We start from the raw sequence: 18,723 nt of genomic DNA on the forward strand, positions 1-18,723 counted from the left end.
TTAGAACAACCACTAAATCCTTCATTATCGTTTATTAATCTTTATACATATCATAGCGATGGATGTCAATCGAAACGTTTCGAGGTGTTCTCAAAAAAAATCCTCGTTCCCATCCTTATGGGGCCACGGTTGAATGCGTCCCGTTCCAATCCATACCATTAGTGATGGTCATGACACGTCTTTCAATCTGGCGCTCTATAAACAGTTCGTGCCTAATACAATGAAACTGGCAGTAAACGCCAGATTGAAACGTTTCGACATTTTCATTATAGTCGGTGTTGATAGCGATTTCAACCACTTTATCTATTTTTCAAATAAAAAGTTGATTTGTTCAATCTGTCCATCCACGTCACTCCGTTTATAGTATATACTGCATAATAGTCGAGATCCGAGAATTACGCCAGTACACCAGGGGCATGAGACGAATACTGTCCCTGCTGACTTATGTAAGGAGACAGTTATCAAATGAATATTTCCAAGCCTATTTACCATAAAAAATCGCTGTCCCGTCCCATTTCCTTGCAGAAGATTCAGTCCGTACCTGTTGCCCTCTTCAAGCTGTGCCATCTGGTGCAGCTTCACGACCGCGAGGCATTCTCCCGCATAGATGAGATGTGGAGCACTCTTCATGTGTTATACGTCATTACTGCTGGCCAGGCCAGGCTGATCAGTGCAGAGGGTAAACTGACATTAAATGCAGGCTCTGCAGTCGTTCGACAAGCTGGAACCCTGCTTCAGCACGAGAACAAACGCGGCTCCCTGTCGCCAGTACAGGGCATTGCTATTGCTTTTGATTCCACTGAAAATGAACAGCTGTTCTGGCCGTTCGGGATACCAGTTCCCATTGCGAGTCGTACTCTCACCGACAGGGCAGTAGAGCTGGTTCAAGCCAGTACGGCAGGCCGTGATTCCAGCCCCTTTAGGCCACATATGCTTTTCTATGAGTTACTGGATATTTTGCGGGATCATGTGACTCATTATGCTCATGAAGATCACTCCTGGCTTGATGCCGTGCTTAGACATATCCATCAGATGTATACCCATCCGCTGACCCGCGAACAATTGGCTAGGGATGCAAATGTGAGTCCTGAGCATTTTTCACGGGAGTTCAAGAAACATACAGGTCTTACGTTTGTTGAATATGTGACCCGTCTCAGAATCAGGATGGCTCAAGAACATCTGTTGTTCGCGAACCCTACGCTACAGGAAATTGCACAACTGACAGGCTACAGGGACACCTTCTATCTGAGCCGCAAATTCAAACAGATGGTTGGATCAGCACCAACACACTACCGAAAAATGCCCAAGAAGATTGTATCTTTGACTTACAATTATACAGCCTCACTTCTGGCACTGGGCCATACTCCCCACATGGGCGCCGTCGCCAGCTGGATGGAAGAAAAACTGGGGGAACATGATCATGATGGTCATGAACCATTTGAGCGACATTCCGAATATGAGCTGGTTAGACATACGGATCTGATTGCACACGCTCAGCCTGATGTCATTATCGGGTATGCACCGCATCCCGCTTCCGATGAACTACGTCTGATCGCACCGACCATTCTGATGCCTTTTGAGGAACTCGATTGGCAGGAGCAGCTTCTTCTTTTGGGTCGAATTACCGGGCTTGAGTCCAATGCACAAGCGTTGTTAGATCAATATCATCAACTTGAGCAAGAAGCCAATCATACGTTGGACCAACAGATGGAAGGAACACGAGGGTCCGCCGTTTGCATGTTTATGATTGGAGATGAAGGGGCTTATATCTATGGTCATGGCTGGGGCAGAGCTTCTCATGTACTGTATCAATCGCTGGGCTTCACTCCACCCTCACGTATGGAGCAGGATGGACAGTTACTTACGGGGTACGTTCATGTTCCGTTGTCCGAGATTCACTTGTATGCCGCAGATCACATGTTTGTCGCCTTCCCTGAGGAACCTGCCGAACGAGAAATGCTGGATAACTTGCTAAATCAGGAATCTTGGGGTACCCTCTCCGCCGTTCGTGAAGGACGTGTATACGAGATTGATGCCGACATGTTCTATGGATTTGATCCCTTGTCCGTTATGGAGCAGTTGCAGCATATCATGCGTCATCTCACATCATAATTGTCCATGCAGTAGTGATCATAGTTGTCCATGTACAAATATCACATCTTCCTCTATGTTATTAATGAGAATAATAATCATTATTGATTATACACAGGGGGAACACAAATATGTTTGCTGCAAAAAAACGCTTTTCCGGCTTGCTGCTTATGCTCGCCATCATTATGATTCTGGCTGCATGTAGCAGCAGAACAGGCTCGACTGCCACTGAACAGACATCGGCAGCGGGAACCGAAACAACAACAGCCTCTTCCGAGACGAACACAGACACGTCGTCCGGTTCAGACAATTCAAACGCTACACGGATCTACAAGTCATTAAGCGGGGATGTTGAGATTCCGGCTGAACCGAAACGAATCGTTACCGATATGTACGTAAGTGATCTGCTCGCACTGGGTGTGAAACCCGTTGGTGCTGTTCAATATTATTTGGAAAACCCGTTCTATGCAGATCAGGTGGAGGGCATCGAAAGTATCGGTGATCGAGCGGCGGTATCCATGGAGAAAGTCATTGCCATGAACCCGGATCTGATCATTACCTACTCTGATCAGGCCAGCGAAATTGAGAGTTATCAAAAAATCGCACCTACCGTAGTGATTCCTTATGGTACATTCACCAATGTATATGATGAAATCCGGGGATTCGGGGAGCTGATGAACAAATCCGAAGAAGCCGAAGCATGGCTGAAAACGTACGATGAACGGATTGAAGCCGCTCGCGCTAAGGTGAAAACAGTCATTAAACCGGAGGAAACCTTCTCCATCCTTGAAGTATCCGACAAGAGTTATTATGGATATGGAGACAATTTTGGTCGAGGAGGACAAGCGGTTTACAGTGCTTTGCAACTTGCCCCACTCGAAATCACCAAAAAAGAACTGATGGGTGATACCCAATGGAAAGAAATTTCGCGTGAAGTTGTTGGTGATTATGCAGGGGATCATATCTTCTTAACCGTTGGAGAGAACACTAAAAATTACCAAGGTGATTCCATCTGGCAATCCCTGCCGGCTGTGAAAAACAATCAGGTGTACGAATTGTTGGAAGACCGTTACTGGTACTTCGACCCGATTGCGATTCAAGGTCAGGCTGAGGAATTCGCCGATATGATCGTAGAACGTGCAGAGCAAAACCGCAAATAACATAAGCATGAATACAGGTGTCCGGACAGGCTAATGATCCTGCTCGGGCATTTGTGTGATATCGAGGAGGACTTACATATGCTTCGCCGTTTTATGTCTTATTATCGTCCTTACAAAAGACTCTTTATCTTGGACTTCTCCTGTGCCATCGCTGCCGCTCTGCTGGAGCTGGCCTTTCCACTTGCCGTGAACCGGGTGGTCGATCAACTGCTTCCGGCTGGCAATTGGTCCATGATCTTAGCGGCGTGTGTCGGGTTGCTCGGCATCTACCTGCTCAGTTCCTTTTTCCATTATGCAGTGACCTATTGGGGCCACAAGCTCGGCATTAACATCGAATCCGATATGCGGCGTGAACTGTTCCAGCGTGTTCAGAAGCAGTCCTTCCGCTTCTTCGATAACAATAAGACCGGGCATCTGGTCTCCCGCATGACCAACGATCTGATGGATATTGGTGAGATTGCGCATCATGGACCCGAGGACCTGTTCATTGCCCTCATGACACTCGCCGGAGCTTTCGGGATTATGTTGGGGATCAACTGGCAGCTCGCTGTGATGACGTTCATCATTGTGCCGCTGATGATCTATCTGTCGCTGTATTTCAGTCGCAAAATGTCCAAGGCGTTCAAGCGCATGTTTGCGGATATCGCCGATTATAATGCACGGGTCGAGAACAATGTGAGCGGCATCCGTGTGGTACAAGCTTTTGCCAATGAAAAACATGAAGTAGGACGTTTCGTCGAGAACAACGAACGTTTCAGACTCACTAAACTGATCACCTACCGCATTATGGCTTGGAACTCTTCACTTAGCTTCATTCTGATGAAATTTGTATCCCTGTTTGTACTGGTATGTGGAACCTGGTTTGTCATTCAAGGCAGTATGACCTACGGGGAATTCATCGCTTTTGTGATGTTATCCAATGTATTCCTTGGACCGATCGAGAAGATTAACTCCGTCATCGAGACGTACCCCAAAGGCATCGCCGGATTCAGACGTTACCTGGAGTTGCTTGAGGCCGTACCGGATGTAGAAGATACACCCCAGGCAAAACCGATTCCGGATGTCAAAGGTGATATTGCTTTCCATAACGTTACCTTTTCTTATGGAGAACACAAACCTACGCTGTCTCAGGTTAATCTGGATATTCAAGCAGGCCAGACGGTTGCTTTGGTTGGACCTTCGGGCGGAGGTAAAACGACGTTATGCAGTCTGATCCCACGTTTCTACGATGTGGATGCAGGACATATCTCCATTGATGGCATTCCGGTGAAGGACATGACACTGGAATCACTGCGCTCCCATATTGGGATTGTGCAGCAGGATATTTTCCTGTTTGATGGAACGATTCGAGAAAATATTGCATACGGCAAACTGAATGCTTCCGATGAAGAAATCTGGCAAGCCATTCGCAGGGCCCAACTGGAAGAGCTGGTACAGTCCCAGCCAGATGGACTCGATACCATGATCGGTGAACGTGGCGTGAAATTGTCCGGCGGACAGAAGCAACGTTTATCCATCGCAAGAATGATCCTGAAAAACCCGCCCATTCTCATTCTGGATGAAGCCACTTCTGCCCTTGATACCGAGACGGAAGCTGCCATTCAACTGGCGTTGTCCGAGCTGGCTCAAGGCCGTACGACATTGGTGATTGCCCATCGACTGGCGACCATTAGACACGCCGATCGTATCGTGGTGGTGGAGAACGGCAGTGTCGCTGAACAAGGAAGCCATGAAGAACTGCTCGCACGTAAAGGCTCGTACAGCCGACTACATCAAGCCCAGTTTGGGTAAATACAACGACAAAACAACCTTCCCTCAAAACTAGAGGTGAAGGTTGTTTTATTCATTTCAGGTATCCTTTTGATTTCCAGAATCGCTTCGCAAATGATTCAGCAGCGTACGGCGGCTCCCCATTCAGTAAGTCCTCATTTGCTTGAATGAGCACTTGGCGTCCACGTTCGAGCAATTGAACGGCATGTAGTAATTGAGAGCCGCCTATATAATGAAGTTCAAGCAACACCGATTCTTCTTCCTCATCCTCGTCCTTCTGAGCCGAGTATTCGATCAACACACTTTCCGAGCCGTCCGCATGTTGGTGCAGGGTATAATAGTATTTCTCCACCTGCGTCTCCCCTTGAGCATCCACATACTCTCTTCCAATACGTAGCATAGCTGGCTGGGGAACACCATCAGACATCTGACCTGCTTGTCGAAATGCATAATATAACTCTCCAATCCACAGCCCGTGCCGATCATCATCATAATAATCGTCATATGGCTCCACGACAGGCAGTGCTAATAAATCGTGGATCAGTTGGTGCGAAATTAAGGAACGGGCATACTGATAATTCGATACAGACTGCAACAAGGTGCTCCATCCTTGCTCGCTTAACTGCTGAATATCAGCAGGTGAGTTCTCCGAAAATACGTTCCATTCCGACTTCTCATTGTTTAGATAACGATATGCTCCTGAGATCATCCAGACAGGTTCACCCGGTTGTACGAGATGTTTATCAGGAGAGTTGGAACCTTGATCTGATGGCTCCATCTTAAGCAACAATGCACAATTGTGGTCATCCTGAAAATACAGACTGCGGAAATACCCCTCCGTATACTCATCTCCATAGACCGATACTCGGCAAAATTGCTCGTCCAACCAAAATTCATAGCTGTTCAGTAACTCATCCTCCTCTCTTACAGGCAACAAAGATGGATGAGTAAGACGCTCTATGTTCTCAGCGGTAATTCGATGATCTTCGAACCAATCCGGCACATCTGGCTCTGATTCATCAGCATGAATGTACTTTCGGTTGATTACAGGTTGTCCTTGCTGCAGCCTCTTTAACATTTCTTCTCGCCAAGGAAACGGCTCTGTATCTTCATCAATCACACATTCAGGAACCAATAACGCCAACATGTCAAAGCCCCGCCATGGTCCGAGATCCTCCCATTCTTCAAGCTGACGCTTCACATTACGCTGTCCTTGAACCTGAATCGTATATTGATCGGTACTTACCAGCAATCCACCTTCTACATTCCCTCTCACTGTCAATTCTCCATGGTTATAATCCCCCCAGAACATATCCTCCACATAGAGATTACCTGTAATATATATTTCCTGCCCACCCACGATCATATAGGGCGTTATGAGATTCCCAAGTACAACCAGATTTGAACTGGCCGCGTCGGAACTTGTATTTCCAATATAACGATCCACTGTCAGATTTCCTTCAACCAAGATCAAAAAAGGTCCTTCATCCAACAACAGTTCACTGATATGAAGATCACCAGAATGTAACCATACTTCCTCGGCTTCAAATTCACCGTTGTGCGCTTCATTCTGAGTGTACATCCAGCTCTCCTGAGGCAACTTCGTTTTCATATCGGCAAAAGACACCTTGTGACCTATCTGATGTATGGACATGTCCTGACACTCCTCATCCATTAATATATGGATAGAATCTATCTAATCTACAGATAGGACAACTACCCATTTTCATTATACTAGAGGAAATATACACCATTCCATAACAAAAACCCTCACCCGAGTAGAATGAAGGTTGAGCTTGTGAACGACAACAGCCCCAAGTCCATTAAATACATATATGATCTAGTCCATTCTTATAACTTCCCACCCAGAATGGCGTTCGCCCGCTCACGGAAATCCTTCGCCGCCTGCTCAGGCGTAATTTTGCCAAACAACAAGAGATCGTACAACTCACGTAACACCGCAGTGACCTCTGGCGCACCTACAGGATCAGGCGGGTCCATCTGAGTGCTGTTATCCGCAACCCAATCAATATAGTCAAACACCTGCGCCAGTTCCGGTTCAACCACCAGTTTCATCCGCTCTTTGACACTGGATGAGACAGGCACCCCCCGCTCTCCTTTGAGCAGCAGATTGGCATCCAAATCATTCACAAAAAAGTTGATGAACTTGGCAGCTTCCTCCTTATGCCTGGAATTGCCCGCCATGGAGAAAAACATGCCTGGTTTCAAGTACAACCCATCCTGGCTATTTGGCCCAGGCATCGGGGATATGGTTAAGGGTTTGCCATAACGCTGAGCGGTACTGATAAATTGGTTGGAATACCCCCAGCTAAACAAAGCCTCTCCCAGATAAAACGGGTCGTTGTCGGGTTTGCCAATGTCGGATGTCCAGATATCCGGTGCAAAAATAAGCTTTTTCTCCGCGAGCTGCTGCATCCTGCCAAAGTAATCAATAAACAGTCCATCATCCTCATAACCCAACCTCTCGCCATCCTCGGCGTACAGCTTGGAACCGTACTGTCTCAAGTAATACGCGAAAAACTGTTCCGGCGTGAAATAGGTTCCCAAATAGATGCCTTTCCCCAGCAATTGCTCGCCCATCCGGTCAAAATCCGCCCATGTCCACGTATCCGTTGGCAATTCAATATCATTGGCCTTCAACACTTCCGGATCATAGATACTGAGCATGGCGTTAACCCCCAAACTGAGACCATAGGTTTTTCCATTCAGGCTACCACTCTCCAGCTGTTCCTTCTCAATATATGTCGTGTCGATTAGCCCACTCTGCATGTACGGTGTCATATCCTCCAACAGTTGCAGCGAACTGTACTGGGACAGATAGGAGATGTCCATCTGGATAATGTCGGGCAACGCATTGCCTGCTGCATGTGGGGCAAGTTTTCTCCAGTATTCGTTGAAACTGCTATATTCGTATTCAATGTTTACATGTGGATTCAACTTCTCATACAGGTTAATAACAGCTATCGTTGCATTGTTGCGGAACTCCCCGCCCCACCATGCGATTCGCAGCGTTATCGGCTCTTCGTCCACAATCATGCCTGGCCTTTGATCCAACTGGTTCACGCAGCCAGGAAGAGTCAGCATAAGACAGATCATGCCTATGGTTCGCCATAATCTTCTCATAGCCTCTCCTCCTTACCTGGTGATGGGGGTGGCAGCAGCACCGTTACTCTCGTTCCAAGCCCCGGCTTGCTCTCCAGCAAAACATCATATTCTTCGCCAAAAGCCAGACGTACCCGCTCCCTGATATTCAGCAGACCAATACCTGTACCTCTGGTTTTCACTTCTCCGCGCAGCACTTGTTCCACATATTCAGGTTCCATGCCGGGACCGTGATCCTCCACGATAAGGGCCAGCTTGCCACCTGATATCTCGGCATACACTCGAATCAGACATGATCCAACCTGTGGTTCCAGACCATATTGAATGGCATTCTCCAGTAATGGCTGTAGGGTTAACTTGGGAATGGCACACCCCAGATAAGAAGCAGGCACATCCATACGGAAATCCAGCCGCTGCCGGAAACGGTAGGTTTGAATGGTGATATAATGATTGACGATCTCCAGCTCTTCGGCAATAGTAATGATATTTTGCTTGAAGCTGATGGAGGAACGCAGCAAATACCCAAGTGATAGCACCATACTGGAGATTTGCTCCTGTCTGTTCTTTTTGGCGAGCCAATGGATCGAATCCAGCGCATTATACAGAAAGTGGGGATTGATCTGCGCCTGTAGCGCCTTGAACTCCGTTTCTTTAATGACCAACTGGCTTGCATAATTTTCTTTAATCAATGTATTAATATGTGTAATCATCAGTCGATACGTACGCTGTAGTAACCCCAGTTCATCCATGTACTGGTGCGTTGGAATGGACAGATTGGCGTCTATATTCTCCAGATCCCCATACTGAACCTCCTTCATCTGACTGATGAGCTGCCTGATCGGCCTTGTCAGACTTCGTGCGAACACCATACCAAGCGCGAGAACAACCAGAATGGCGATAAGATAAACGACGATCAGTATATTTTTCAACCATATAATGCGTTCAAAAATTTCATCATAAGAGGCCATATTATAATACACCCAGTCGGTGTATGCGGATTTCTTCTGGGAAAGAAATATCTCCCTCCCATTCAGATTTTTGATCTCATATCCCCCACTGCCTGGAAGTGGATTCAGTCCGGCGGACACCGCTTCTGGAAGCTGGCGATAAGGATACACCACATCACTACCTGCTTTTAAAATAATGTCACTGTCCTGGCTATCGATGCCCGCATACTCCTCGACGAGTCGCTCGATATTAATACGCAGAAACAGTATGCCTACTGGTTCCAGGGTCATCGGTTCATAGGCTCGCACTTGACGCACCATAACCAGCATCGGGTCATCGTCATCCGGGTATAACCAGCGCACTGCACCATTGGCCTGCTCCGCAGCCGCAATCATCCGATCATATTTTTCCTGAGATACGGTCAGTGTCTCGCCATATTTATTGACTCTTCCCCTGGAATCAATCAGATGAACGGACTGCACATATCGTGCAGCCCCACTAATATGCTCCCATAGCCGATCCGTGATCTTTTTTCGTTCAATAAAGCTTGAATATGCGCTATCGTCATCCAGCAACGACTTCAAGGCTCTTTGAATCTGCGTATCGGAGATCATGTTTAATGATAACGCTTCCAACTTCTGAAGTTCAACATCCACTGTAGACGAAGAAAGGTTCAGAAGTCGGGACGACTTATCAAACAGCTGTTTGTCATACACCGAGTACGTATAATACAAGGACCCAAACGCGAGGATGATGACAAACGCCATCATGAACATAATCATCAGAAACATTTTCATTTTGATGCTGAGTTTGCGGTAGGCTGTCATGACCAAAGCGCTCCTTTGAACCACGTGATACTACTAGGTATATCACATACAGGAAGGTTTCCCCAAAGTTTTAGCGCTCGATTTCTCACGTATTATTTGGACTGATATCGATCATACGCAGCCTGATGAACCTCAATCGCCCGGTCAATATCCATGCTCTTGATTGTTTCGGCCATCTTGTCAAATTCGGTGATCGGCTTCTGTCCGCTAATAATGGCAGTCATCGTCTCATTCAAATACGTATTCACCTGACTCATGATGGATGTACTTGTGGTCACCTCATCTGTTGACAAACGAATTGGAGGAAGCGTTAATGCTGAGCTTGCTTTCATCCATTCCGCATTTGCCGCACGCTGTCCATCGTCAAATAATAATGCATCCAGATAACGACTATCCTGATTGATTGGACCGTCCATAATGGATAAGGCATAGGAAGCCAGTGCCTGGTCATACGTTAGACCGTTCGGATTATCAATGATGGTATCTGTGAATTTGACACCTTCCCCGTCACGAACATAGCTGTCATTTTCGATACCAAAGTTGAACAGATCACTACCCTCTTCGCTATAGTTGTAGTCCATCCACTGAACAATATATTTTAATTTGTCTTCGTCTGCGGAAGCCGTAATAGCCTCACCATAAGACAACACTTTAGCGTCCAGATTAAATGTCGCATACGAAGTTCCATCCGGAGATACAGGCCATGGTACACCCGTCACGTTAAAGTTCGGATCCGTATCTCTCATCAGATTGAAGTATTTCCCCATGCCGCTGAACACACCACCCTGATATGCGCCTGCCAGATTGCTGGTGACCTTGTAATCGAAAGCTTTACCGTCATTGGTCATGATCTCGGGATCAATCAGCCCTTCTTTGTACCACTTGGCCATGGTCTCCAAGAAATCACGGTAGCCCGGCTGAATCGGTCCAAACTCCACCTTGTCTCCATTCATCTGGAAACCACCAATTACACCAAATGCCGCGGCAAAATCATGGAGCTTGGTCAGGTTACCCGGTCCCCAGTTTCCGGTGAATGGTAGCTCATCTGGCTTGCCGTTGCCGTTAGGGTCCTGTTCCTTAAATGCCTTAAGCACCGTATACCACTCATCAATGTTGGTAGGTACTTTGAGATTTAATTTATCAAGCCAGTCCTGGCGCATAATTAAACCTGAAGTGGCATTCAGCTTCAATGCATCCAGCTTCAGCAGCGGGAACATATAGATCGTTCCATCGTCGAGTGCAATCTGCTTTTTCACATCCGGATCGGATTCAATAATCCGCTTTAAGTTTGGTGCATAACTGTCGATCAATTCATTCAACCGGATGATCCGGCCGTCCTTGATCATTTTTTCCGGTCCGCCAACGGCATCCGCCCAGTTATAATAAATGACATCCGGCAGCTCCTTCGTGGAGATCAGCAGATTGAACTGGTCACGCTGTTGTCCAAGCGGAGGATGTGTGAACTTCACTTTTATGCCTGTCAGCTTCTCCTTTTCCTTATAAGCCGCCATATCGCCAAAATTGTTCAAGGAAGCTGTCAGTTTGGCATCATTGGCGCGCCAGTAATCAATGGTAAATGGCTCACTTGTAATCGGTAGCGGAATCTCGGTCAACGCCTGAACCGCAGGTTCTGTTCCTTCTGCTGGCTCTGCGGTACCTGGTTCATTATCACCCGTACAGCCCGCCAGTAAAGATATGGTAAGTAGCGATGACAACAGGATGGACCCCATTCTTTTTTTCACGTAATTCGCCTCCATAGATTACATTTTTTATTGTTTCACAGCACCGATTAGAGCGCCCTGAACAAAATAACGTTGGATGAACGGATATACCAGCATAATCGGCAGCGTGGAGATAATAATAGTCGCATATTTGATGTTCTCCCCAATGGCAAAGCCGGTATCAGCGCCAGCGCCCATGGCCTCTGTACTGCTGCTGATCAGAATATCACGCATAATAATTTGGATCGGATACAACTCCTGACTACGCAGGTAGAGCATCGGTCCGACATAATCATTCCAATGGTCAACCGCATAATACAGCATCATGACCGCCAGGATCGGTTTCGACAAAGGCAGTACAATTCGGAACAAAATCAGAAAGTCATTGGCACCATCAAGCTTCGCCGATTCGATCAGACTGATCGGAATGCCCTCAAAGTTTGTTTTCATAATGAGGAAATAAAACGTGCTGATGGCACCCGGAATAATAAGCGCAAAACGGGTATCCACCATGCCCAGATTCTGAATCAGCAGAAAAGTCGGAATCATACCCCCGCCGAAGAACATCGTGAACGTAATTAATTTCATCAGCGTTTTTCTGCCCATCAGATCACCGCGTGACAGCCCATATGCAGCCAGTGAAGTCATGAGCAGATTAATGGCGGTACCCACCACAACATAGAACAAGGTGTTCATATATCCCGTATAGATGCGAGTATCCTGAAATACCGACTTGTACGCTCCCAGCTGAAAACCTTCAGGAATGAGCATCAGTGAACGGGAACGCAGCATCTGGTCCGGGTCGCTGATTGAAGAATTGAACACGTACAGCATCGGGTACAAGCATAAAACCATGATCACCAAGAGCAGCAGTGTATTAAATACATCAAAAAGTCGTTCCCCTATAGACTGTTTCATCGCTTCACCTTCCGATTACCATAGACTGGTTGAGTTAAGCTTTCTGCTGATCGCGTTCGCGATAATGAGCAGCGCGAAATTAATGACGCCGTTAAATAGTCCGATGGCGGTTGAATACGTATAGTTCCCCTCCAAAATACCGGATCGATAAACAAAGGTGGATATGACATCCGATGTCTCATAGGTCGGTGCCGTTTGCATCAGCAATATTTTCTGAAAATCCGCGTTCATGACCGCCCCCATACGCAGAATTAACATGATCACAATCGTGGGCATAATGCCCGGCAGTGTAATATGTAACAGCTGTCTCCAGCGGCCTGCACCGTCAATTTTGGAAGCCTCATACAATTGAGGATCAATACCACTGAGCGCTGCCAAAAAGATAATCGAGGCCCAGCCTGCGCCCTGCCATATGTTGGACAGGATGTACATCGGACGGAACATATCTTTTTCCGCCAAAAACATAATCGGCTGCAGATCAAAAAAGTCACGAATGACGTTAAATAACCCACCGTCCAGAGATGAGAACGTTTTCAACATTCCAACCACGACGACAACCGAAATAAAATGCGGCATATAACTGATGGTCTGTACTGCACCTCTGAACCACTTCTTCCGGACTTCATTCAGCAACAGTGCTAGTAGAATCGGAGCCGGGAAACCAAATACAATACTGTAAAAACTCAAAATCAGTGTGTTCTTAATCAGTCGCCAGAAATAATAACTTTCAAAAAACATGGTGAAGTTGTCAAATCCAACCCATTCGCCGGCCAAGATTCCTTTGATCGGGTTGTAGGATTCCTGAAATGCCATCAGTAGCCCGTACATTGGCCCATAGCTGAAAATCAGATAGTAGGCTACCACAGGAACGAGCATCAGATAGACGTATCTGTTGCGGACAAGTTCCTTTTTCACCGAACTCCATTTGCCAGCTGGCTTCAAACGCCCAGGTTCGATCCCCCGGCTTCGATTCAGCTCCATCCACTCAACCTCCACTCGATGTTCATTACTTAACATGACACTTCTAATGATAGAATCGAGCGCCTTTTCTTCCCATGCTCATTTCCGATAAATGGATGTTCAAAACCGAGTTCCGTCCGACAAAAAAAGACCCTGCTGCCGATGAATGGCATACAGGGCCCGATCACAGATTAGATGCAGATCGGATATAAAGATTAGCTATGTGGAAGCGACAGCAACGCTGTCTTAAGGTACTTTTTTATACTCGGAAGGGGAGAAACCCGTGTATTTCTTGAACATTTTGCTGAAATACGGCCAGTTGGCACCAAAGCCTGTCTGTTCGGCAAGCGAGGATACAGTGCAGTTCCCGTCCTGCTCCAGAAGCTCCAACGCTTTACGGATGCGGTAGCTTAACACATAGTTCGTAAATTTCTCACCAGTTTCTTTTTTGAACATTTTGCCGATGTAGTCTGGATTCATGTATATTTCCCCAGCGATGGACTGGAGTGTTAATGTCTCGTCCTTGTAGCGTTTCTCTACCAACTGTTTCACACTGCCTACCATCTGCGATTGTCTGGAGCGATGTTGATCATAGCGGCGCAAGGTGATTTCTTTGGCGACGGCAAGCAGAAACTGTTGAAAAGAATGCAGGGTGCTGGATTCAATCATGCCTGGCAACTGGTCCATATACCTTTTCATCTCGGCAGAACCACTAAGTCGAATCATCTCCATAAACATCTGAATAAGATAGGACTTCGTTTGGGATATATCGTATCGTAAGCTGGCAAGCAGCTGAAACATCCGGTTCAGCTCTGATCCAACTTCCTGCCAGTGTCCCGCCTTGATTGCAGTAACCATCCGCTCCGGATCGTATTCGAATTCAGGAAGAATGCGTTCTCCGGGAGAGTAAATATCCCGTTCCATAATGAGACTGCCCTCACCGAGGTAAAAGCGGTAATTGAGATAAACCAGCGTCTGCATGTACAAATGGCGTGCCTGCGAGAGGTCTCCTGGCTCGCTTAGCGCTATCGTGAGATCATCATGATAATATCGGGTAAATGTGGCGCGAATCTCATCGATATTATGGAACAACTGCGTTTCAGACAACTTGTCCTCCATAATTAATAGCACATGCCTTCCAACCGTGGCACTTAATATTGGATTGTGAAAAATATCTTCGGCAATGTTCTTCACCGCGAACAAGTGCAAATACTCATGATCCCCCTCAATCTCTACCAGCAGCAACCGCACACGCTGATCCTGAAACTGTACATCGAATAATTCCTCGAAATACTTCCATTCCTTGACCCCGTATGTTCTGTTCGTGACTAGCTCTTTCAGAAAATATTCCTTGGCATGTGGCAGTACTCGCTCCAGATTATATTGGATCGACTGCACAAAACGCTCCTGATCGGTTAACTCTCGCTTCTCACTGACCAATTCACTGATAGCCTGTACAAGATGCTCCTCGCTGCAGGGCTTAAGCAAATAGTGCTTCACCCCATACTGCATGGCCGTTTTCGCATATTCGAACTCCGTAAAACCCGTGAGCATGATAAACGAGATATGCTGATACTTCTCTGCCACAGCTTCAACCAGCTGTAACCCATCCATTCCCGGCATGCGGATGTCCGAGATGATGATATCCGGGCGTTGCCGCTCGATTGAAGCAAGCGCTTCCAATCCATCTTGAGCAATGCCAATCAGTTCTGTTCCTAATCGGGACCAGTTCACCACACTGGAGATCCCGTCCGAGATCATAAATTCATCATCAACCAACAAAACCTTGTACATCGTGTGCATCCTCCTGCCTTTAACCAGTTCCATTCTATTATATGGGCATTATGCACAAATAGAGGGGAGGACATTGAATGACATGGAATTGCACCCTAACAAGTCTGATTGTTGAACATTCATGGCTCATCTCATCGGAAAAATCATTCGCTGGCAAGCTATTGGAGTTTGTCTCTGCAAAGACAAAACAACCCTCACCCCGCTACTGGGGTGAAGGTTAGCCTCGCTTCATTTTACAATATCATCAGGGTATGGGTACGGTACAGGAAAAGAAATTACGAAACTGCGTTACGTATCCATCCCATACTCCTTTACCTCACGATTACGGTTCAACACCGCATGCAACACAAAACCAAGTACCGCAATAGCTGCTGTGCCTGTTGCCAGCCACGCTACAGGAATAAGTCCCTGTTTGTCATACATGACCCCCATCGCATAGGGCCCGATAACCCGTCCAACCGCACCGATTCCACCCGATATCCCGATGTAAAAAGGTGCCGCCCTGCCAGCATGCTCCGATATGAAGGCAGGCGTTGCAGGGGAGATCAACATCTCTCCAAACGTGGCAAGTACCATTGCAAGCACCATGCCTGGATAGCTGTACATGGTAATCATCACAATGTAGGCCATGCCATAGAATACCGCACTCGCCGTCATCTGGGCAGTGGAGGTACGGGCCATGGTCCGTTTCACCCAGCTGGTAAAAGGTTGGCCCACAAAGATCAGCACCCCGTTCAGGGTCCAGAGCAGACCGTACATTCTTTTTTCCATACCCTCAGAAATGATATACGGGGACACACCTGTGTTCCAGATGGAGTTGCCAAATAACAGGAAGAGCACGCCCAAGCTCATAAACAGATATAATCGGGTATTACCCAGCAATGCCCAGACGCCCGGCCCATCGGGAACGGTTTTGCGTTTCGTCAGATGCACTTCCCCCTGATCTGGTTCAACCCGCGATAGATAATACCAGAAGAAAATCGCAAACCCGGCTGAGGTCACTCCGTTCAGTACAAAGCTGAGGTGATAGGAAAAGTCAGCCAGGAAACCACTCAGCGCCGTACCAATCGCCACCCCGATATTGTTCGCCACATAGATAATATTGAATAATTCACCGCGTCGCTCCGCAAACCGGAAGCCAATAAAGGCTTGAATCGCTGGCAGCGACAATGAACTGAACAGCCCAATCCAGCCCATGGCACATATAAATACGACCCAATACGCACTAATCCACGGCAACGCAAACAAACCTAACGCATTAAGCGCCAGTGAACCAATGATCAGCTTCTTCACGCCCACCCGATGGTACAACGAACCACCAAGCAATTGTCCAAAGATGCCACCCAGGGACTGAATGAGGATCACAAAACCGGCGTTGGCCATCGTTCGTTCAAGTTCATCAAACACATACATGGTGGTCAGCGGCCACATCAGTGCACTGCCGGTTGCGTTAACCAGACTTGCTAATAAAAATATTCTCACTTCTTTTGGATAGTTATCCAGCCATCTCATCATCTCTAGTTCATTCTCCTTAGTACCTCTGCACATACAAATAGCCATAAAAAATAGACCTTTGCCCTGACGGCATAACCATAACCAGCCAGAGCGAAGGTTTTATGAAGTGTTGCATCTATTGCACTATAATCCTGCTCAAATTCTAGCCTTTGTTCATCTTACCTCAAAAAAATCATGCTGCAAGCACACTCATTGACGCTTCACTTCAACAGTGGTCGAGAAGAAGGTAGCACCGTTACCCATGTCCGACAACCGATTGGACGTCAGTGAATTCGCCCGTTGCTTCTTCCCGTCACCATCCCACCATAAGCCTTGGCTGATGACAGTTCCCGGCAACATGGCTTCACAAAAAAATCATTAAATGACCTTGTATTTAATATTCATGTCAGAAACGTAGATTTGAATTTTAGGCCTAACTCAAACAACGCGCACCGACTGAATATCGATACGCGCTGGAAGCAAAGGTTTTAACTTAAATTCTACTCAACAGGGTATAACTAGTTCATTAAGAAATTTTTTATTATTTTTAACATACATCCCACAGAAATCCCACTAAGGTGCATCATTTTTTTTTAACTTTTTAAACTTTTTGACTTCATGAATTAATCTAATTATAAAAGCAATTTCAAGAGGCATACAAATGATAATTGCCACCACTAAAGAGGCCTCTAACGCCATATAAAATAATATTAAGACACCAATAATATAAACAATGGACATAATGATATCTCTCTTCGCTGCCTCGTATTCGGTTAATTGCTTCATATCATCATTCCTTTATAGCTTCTGGAGTACTACATTATATACCCCGATATCAATTAATTCATCATAAGTTCTTTCATCCCCGCCATCATTCACCTGTGCTGTTTTGCCATTAAACGTAGCTTTTACTATATATCTCTCTGAGGCCAATCCTAGCATACCCTGAGAATAGACTTCCACTTGTGTTAAATATCTAGTTGCATCCATGGCACCAATCATTGAATCAACTGTAACTCCTAGAATCGTGATCCCCATTGCCTTCAAGAAGGTAGTGAACTTACCCTTAGTATAATAAATATCTATTATTGTAATTACCGTTGCTATAGCAGTCCCAGCGGATATATTCAGCTTATAATGCTTATCTTGCAGAACAGATTGCTTTTGATATATAGAACCGTATTGCTTCCAAGCCGTATTATACTTTTGCTTAACAAAGTTAAAACCTGGAGAAGCATTCAAAACAGCGCTTTGTGTTTCTACCGCTCCTGTGATTTGATTATCATATTCATTAGAAAGTGCATTACCATCTGACTCACTAATCATTTCACTTGCTTTTTGTGTAACGACCTCACCATCCGCCGTAGTAGTTACTATTTCGTCAGAACTTATATCGTAAATGGCTTCAGCTACGAGTTTATTGTCTATAAAATGCTTAACAGTACGTATTCCGTTTTCTTCTTTTATATTAAAATCTATTACCTCTCCTGTTTTAGTCTCTTCATAGCTCGCGTCAATATCAATTAACCCGTCCTGCTCAGAATAATTATAGTTCAATTCTTTAATTTGATCATCTTCTACCCCAACATTATCAGCGTAAGTGTTAGCAGAAAAGGTTGAAAGTACTAATGTTAACATCAGTGTCAGAGAAGTAATTAAAGCAATTCTTTTCATTATATACCTCCTTATTAAGTTAAATAGATAACAACAAATAATCCATTTACTGGTTCAAGTATGACATACAGAGGATATAATGGAACCCTTTTTTTGAATATTAATACAAATTAACTACATTATTTCGGGAGATTAGGTCTATTTACTTATATTTAACTTTAGGCAACTAATAAATTAATACACCTGACAAAGAACCTACCGCCCTATCGTATACTATTTTTAACACATTTAAAGTACAGCTTC

General features: G+C 45.9%; 15 protein-coding genes. 4 read left to right on the forward strand and 11 right to left on the reverse strand.

Features of this window, described 5'->3' with window-relative positions:
• Nucleotides 1-465 precede the first annotated feature (465 nt).
• The 3 genes from MKY95_RS30610 (at nt 466) to MKY95_RS30620 (ending at nt 5,042) form a co-directional block, all read left to right on the forward strand.
• On the forward strand, nt 466-2,112 hold the full coding sequence (locus MKY95_RS30610; protein WP_036612707.1) for an AraC family transcriptional regulator: 1,647 nt from the start codon (nt 466-468) through the stop codon (nt 2,110-2,112).
• 110 nt (nt 2,113-2,222) lie between these two features.
• Nucleotides 2,223-3,251 carry an iron-hydroxamate ABC transporter substrate-binding protein gene (locus MKY95_RS30615; RefSeq protein ID WP_036612709.1) on the forward strand — a complete coding sequence of 343 codons (1,029 nt, stop codon included), beginning with the start codon at nt 2,223-2,225 and terminating at the stop codon, nt 3,249-3,251.
• Nucleotides 3,252-3,329: 78 nt separating this feature from the next.
• Complete coding sequence (locus MKY95_RS30620; RefSeq protein WP_036612711.1) at nt 3,330-5,042, forward strand: ABC transporter ATP-binding protein; 1,713 nt, start codon at nt 3,330-3,332, stop codon at nt 5,040-5,042.
• A 52-nt stretch (nt 5,043-5,094) separates the two neighbouring features.
• Here the strand turns inward: MKY95_RS30620 and MKY95_RS30625 are convergent, their stop codons facing one another.
• The 7 genes from MKY95_RS30625 to MKY95_RS30655 form a co-directional block, all read right to left on the reverse strand.
• Nucleotides 5,095-6,675, reverse strand: a complete 1,581-nt coding sequence (locus tag MKY95_RS30625) for a hypothetical protein (RefSeq protein WP_036612713.1) — start codon at nt 6,673-6,675, stop codon at nt 5,095-5,097.
• A 197-nt stretch (nt 6,676-6,872) separates the two neighbouring features.
• On the reverse strand, nt 6,873-8,165 hold the full coding sequence (locus MKY95_RS30630) for an ABC transporter substrate-binding protein (RefSeq protein ID WP_036612715.1): 1,293 nt from the start codon (nt 8,163-8,165) through the stop codon (nt 6,873-6,875).
• Entirely contained in the window at nt 8,162-9,919 is a 1,758-nt protein-coding gene (locus tag MKY95_RS30635; RefSeq protein ID WP_339195902.1) for a sensor histidine kinase, read from the reverse strand. The genes MKY95_RS30630 and MKY95_RS30635 overlap by 4 nt, the downstream gene beginning before the upstream one ends.
• Before the next feature lie 92 nt (nt 9,920-10,011).
• Nucleotides 10,012-11,661 carry an extracellular solute-binding protein gene (locus MKY95_RS30640; protein ID WP_036667807.1) on the reverse strand — a complete coding sequence of 550 codons (1,650 nt, stop codon included), beginning with the start codon at nt 11,659-11,661 and terminating at the stop codon, nt 10,012-10,014.
• Nucleotides 11,662-11,688: 27 nt separating this feature from the next.
• A complete protein-coding gene (locus MKY95_RS30645; protein ID WP_036667808.1) occupies nt 11,689-12,558 on the reverse strand; it encodes a carbohydrate ABC transporter permease in 870 nt (289 codons plus the stop codon).
• A gap of 15 nt (nt 12,559-12,573) precedes the next feature.
• The gene (locus tag MKY95_RS30650) at nt 12,574-13,539 is read right to left on the reverse strand and encodes an ABC transporter permease subunit (protein ID WP_017691858.1); all 966 of its coding nucleotides are present in this window, start codon (nt 13,537-13,539) and stop codon (nt 12,574-12,576) included.
• A 225-nt stretch (nt 13,540-13,764) separates the two neighbouring features.
• Nucleotides 13,765-15,312 (reverse strand): response regulator, encoded by a 1,548-nt coding sequence (locus MKY95_RS30655; RefSeq protein WP_047840759.1) that lies wholly within the window; start codon nt 15,310-15,312, stop codon nt 13,765-13,767.
• A 77-nt stretch (nt 15,313-15,389) separates the two neighbouring features.
• Between MKY95_RS30655 and MKY95_RS30660 the strand changes: the two genes are divergently transcribed.
• On the forward strand, nt 15,390-15,533 hold the full coding sequence (locus tag MKY95_RS30660) for a hypothetical protein (protein WP_156946070.1): 144 nt from the start codon (nt 15,390-15,392) through the stop codon (nt 15,531-15,533).
• A gap of 67 nt (nt 15,534-15,600) precedes the next feature.
• Here the strand turns inward: MKY95_RS30660 and MKY95_RS30665 are convergent, their stop codons facing one another.
• From MKY95_RS30665 to MKY95_RS30680, 4 genes are all read right to left on the reverse strand, one after another.
• Nucleotides 15,601-16,824, reverse strand: a complete 1,224-nt coding sequence (locus MKY95_RS30665; protein WP_338709010.1) for an MFS transporter — start codon at nt 16,822-16,824, stop codon at nt 15,601-15,603.
• Between the two features lie 192 nt (nt 16,825-17,016).
• Nucleotides 17,017-17,166 carry a hypothetical protein gene (locus MKY95_RS30670; RefSeq protein ID WP_179086528.1) on the reverse strand — a complete coding sequence of 50 codons (150 nt, stop codon included), beginning with the start codon at nt 17,164-17,166 and terminating at the stop codon, nt 17,017-17,019.
• 213 nt (nt 17,167-17,379) lie between these two features.
• Nucleotides 17,380-17,592: a hypothetical protein gene (locus tag MKY95_RS30675; protein ID WP_036612733.1), complete on the reverse strand. Its 213-nt coding sequence runs from the start codon at nt 17,590-17,592 to the stop codon at nt 17,380-17,382.
• 12 nt (nt 17,593-17,604) lie between these two features.
• Nucleotides 17,605-18,480: a hypothetical protein gene (locus MKY95_RS30680; protein ID WP_036667811.1), complete on the reverse strand. Its 876-nt coding sequence runs from the start codon at nt 18,478-18,480 to the stop codon at nt 17,605-17,607.
• Nucleotides 18,481-18,723: the final 243 nt, after the last annotated feature.

It is taken from the genome of Paenibacillus sp. FSL P4-0176, assembly GCF_037975265.1.
Lineage (GTDB): Bacteria > Bacillota > Bacilli > Paenibacillales > Paenibacillaceae > Paenibacillus > Paenibacillus amylolyticus.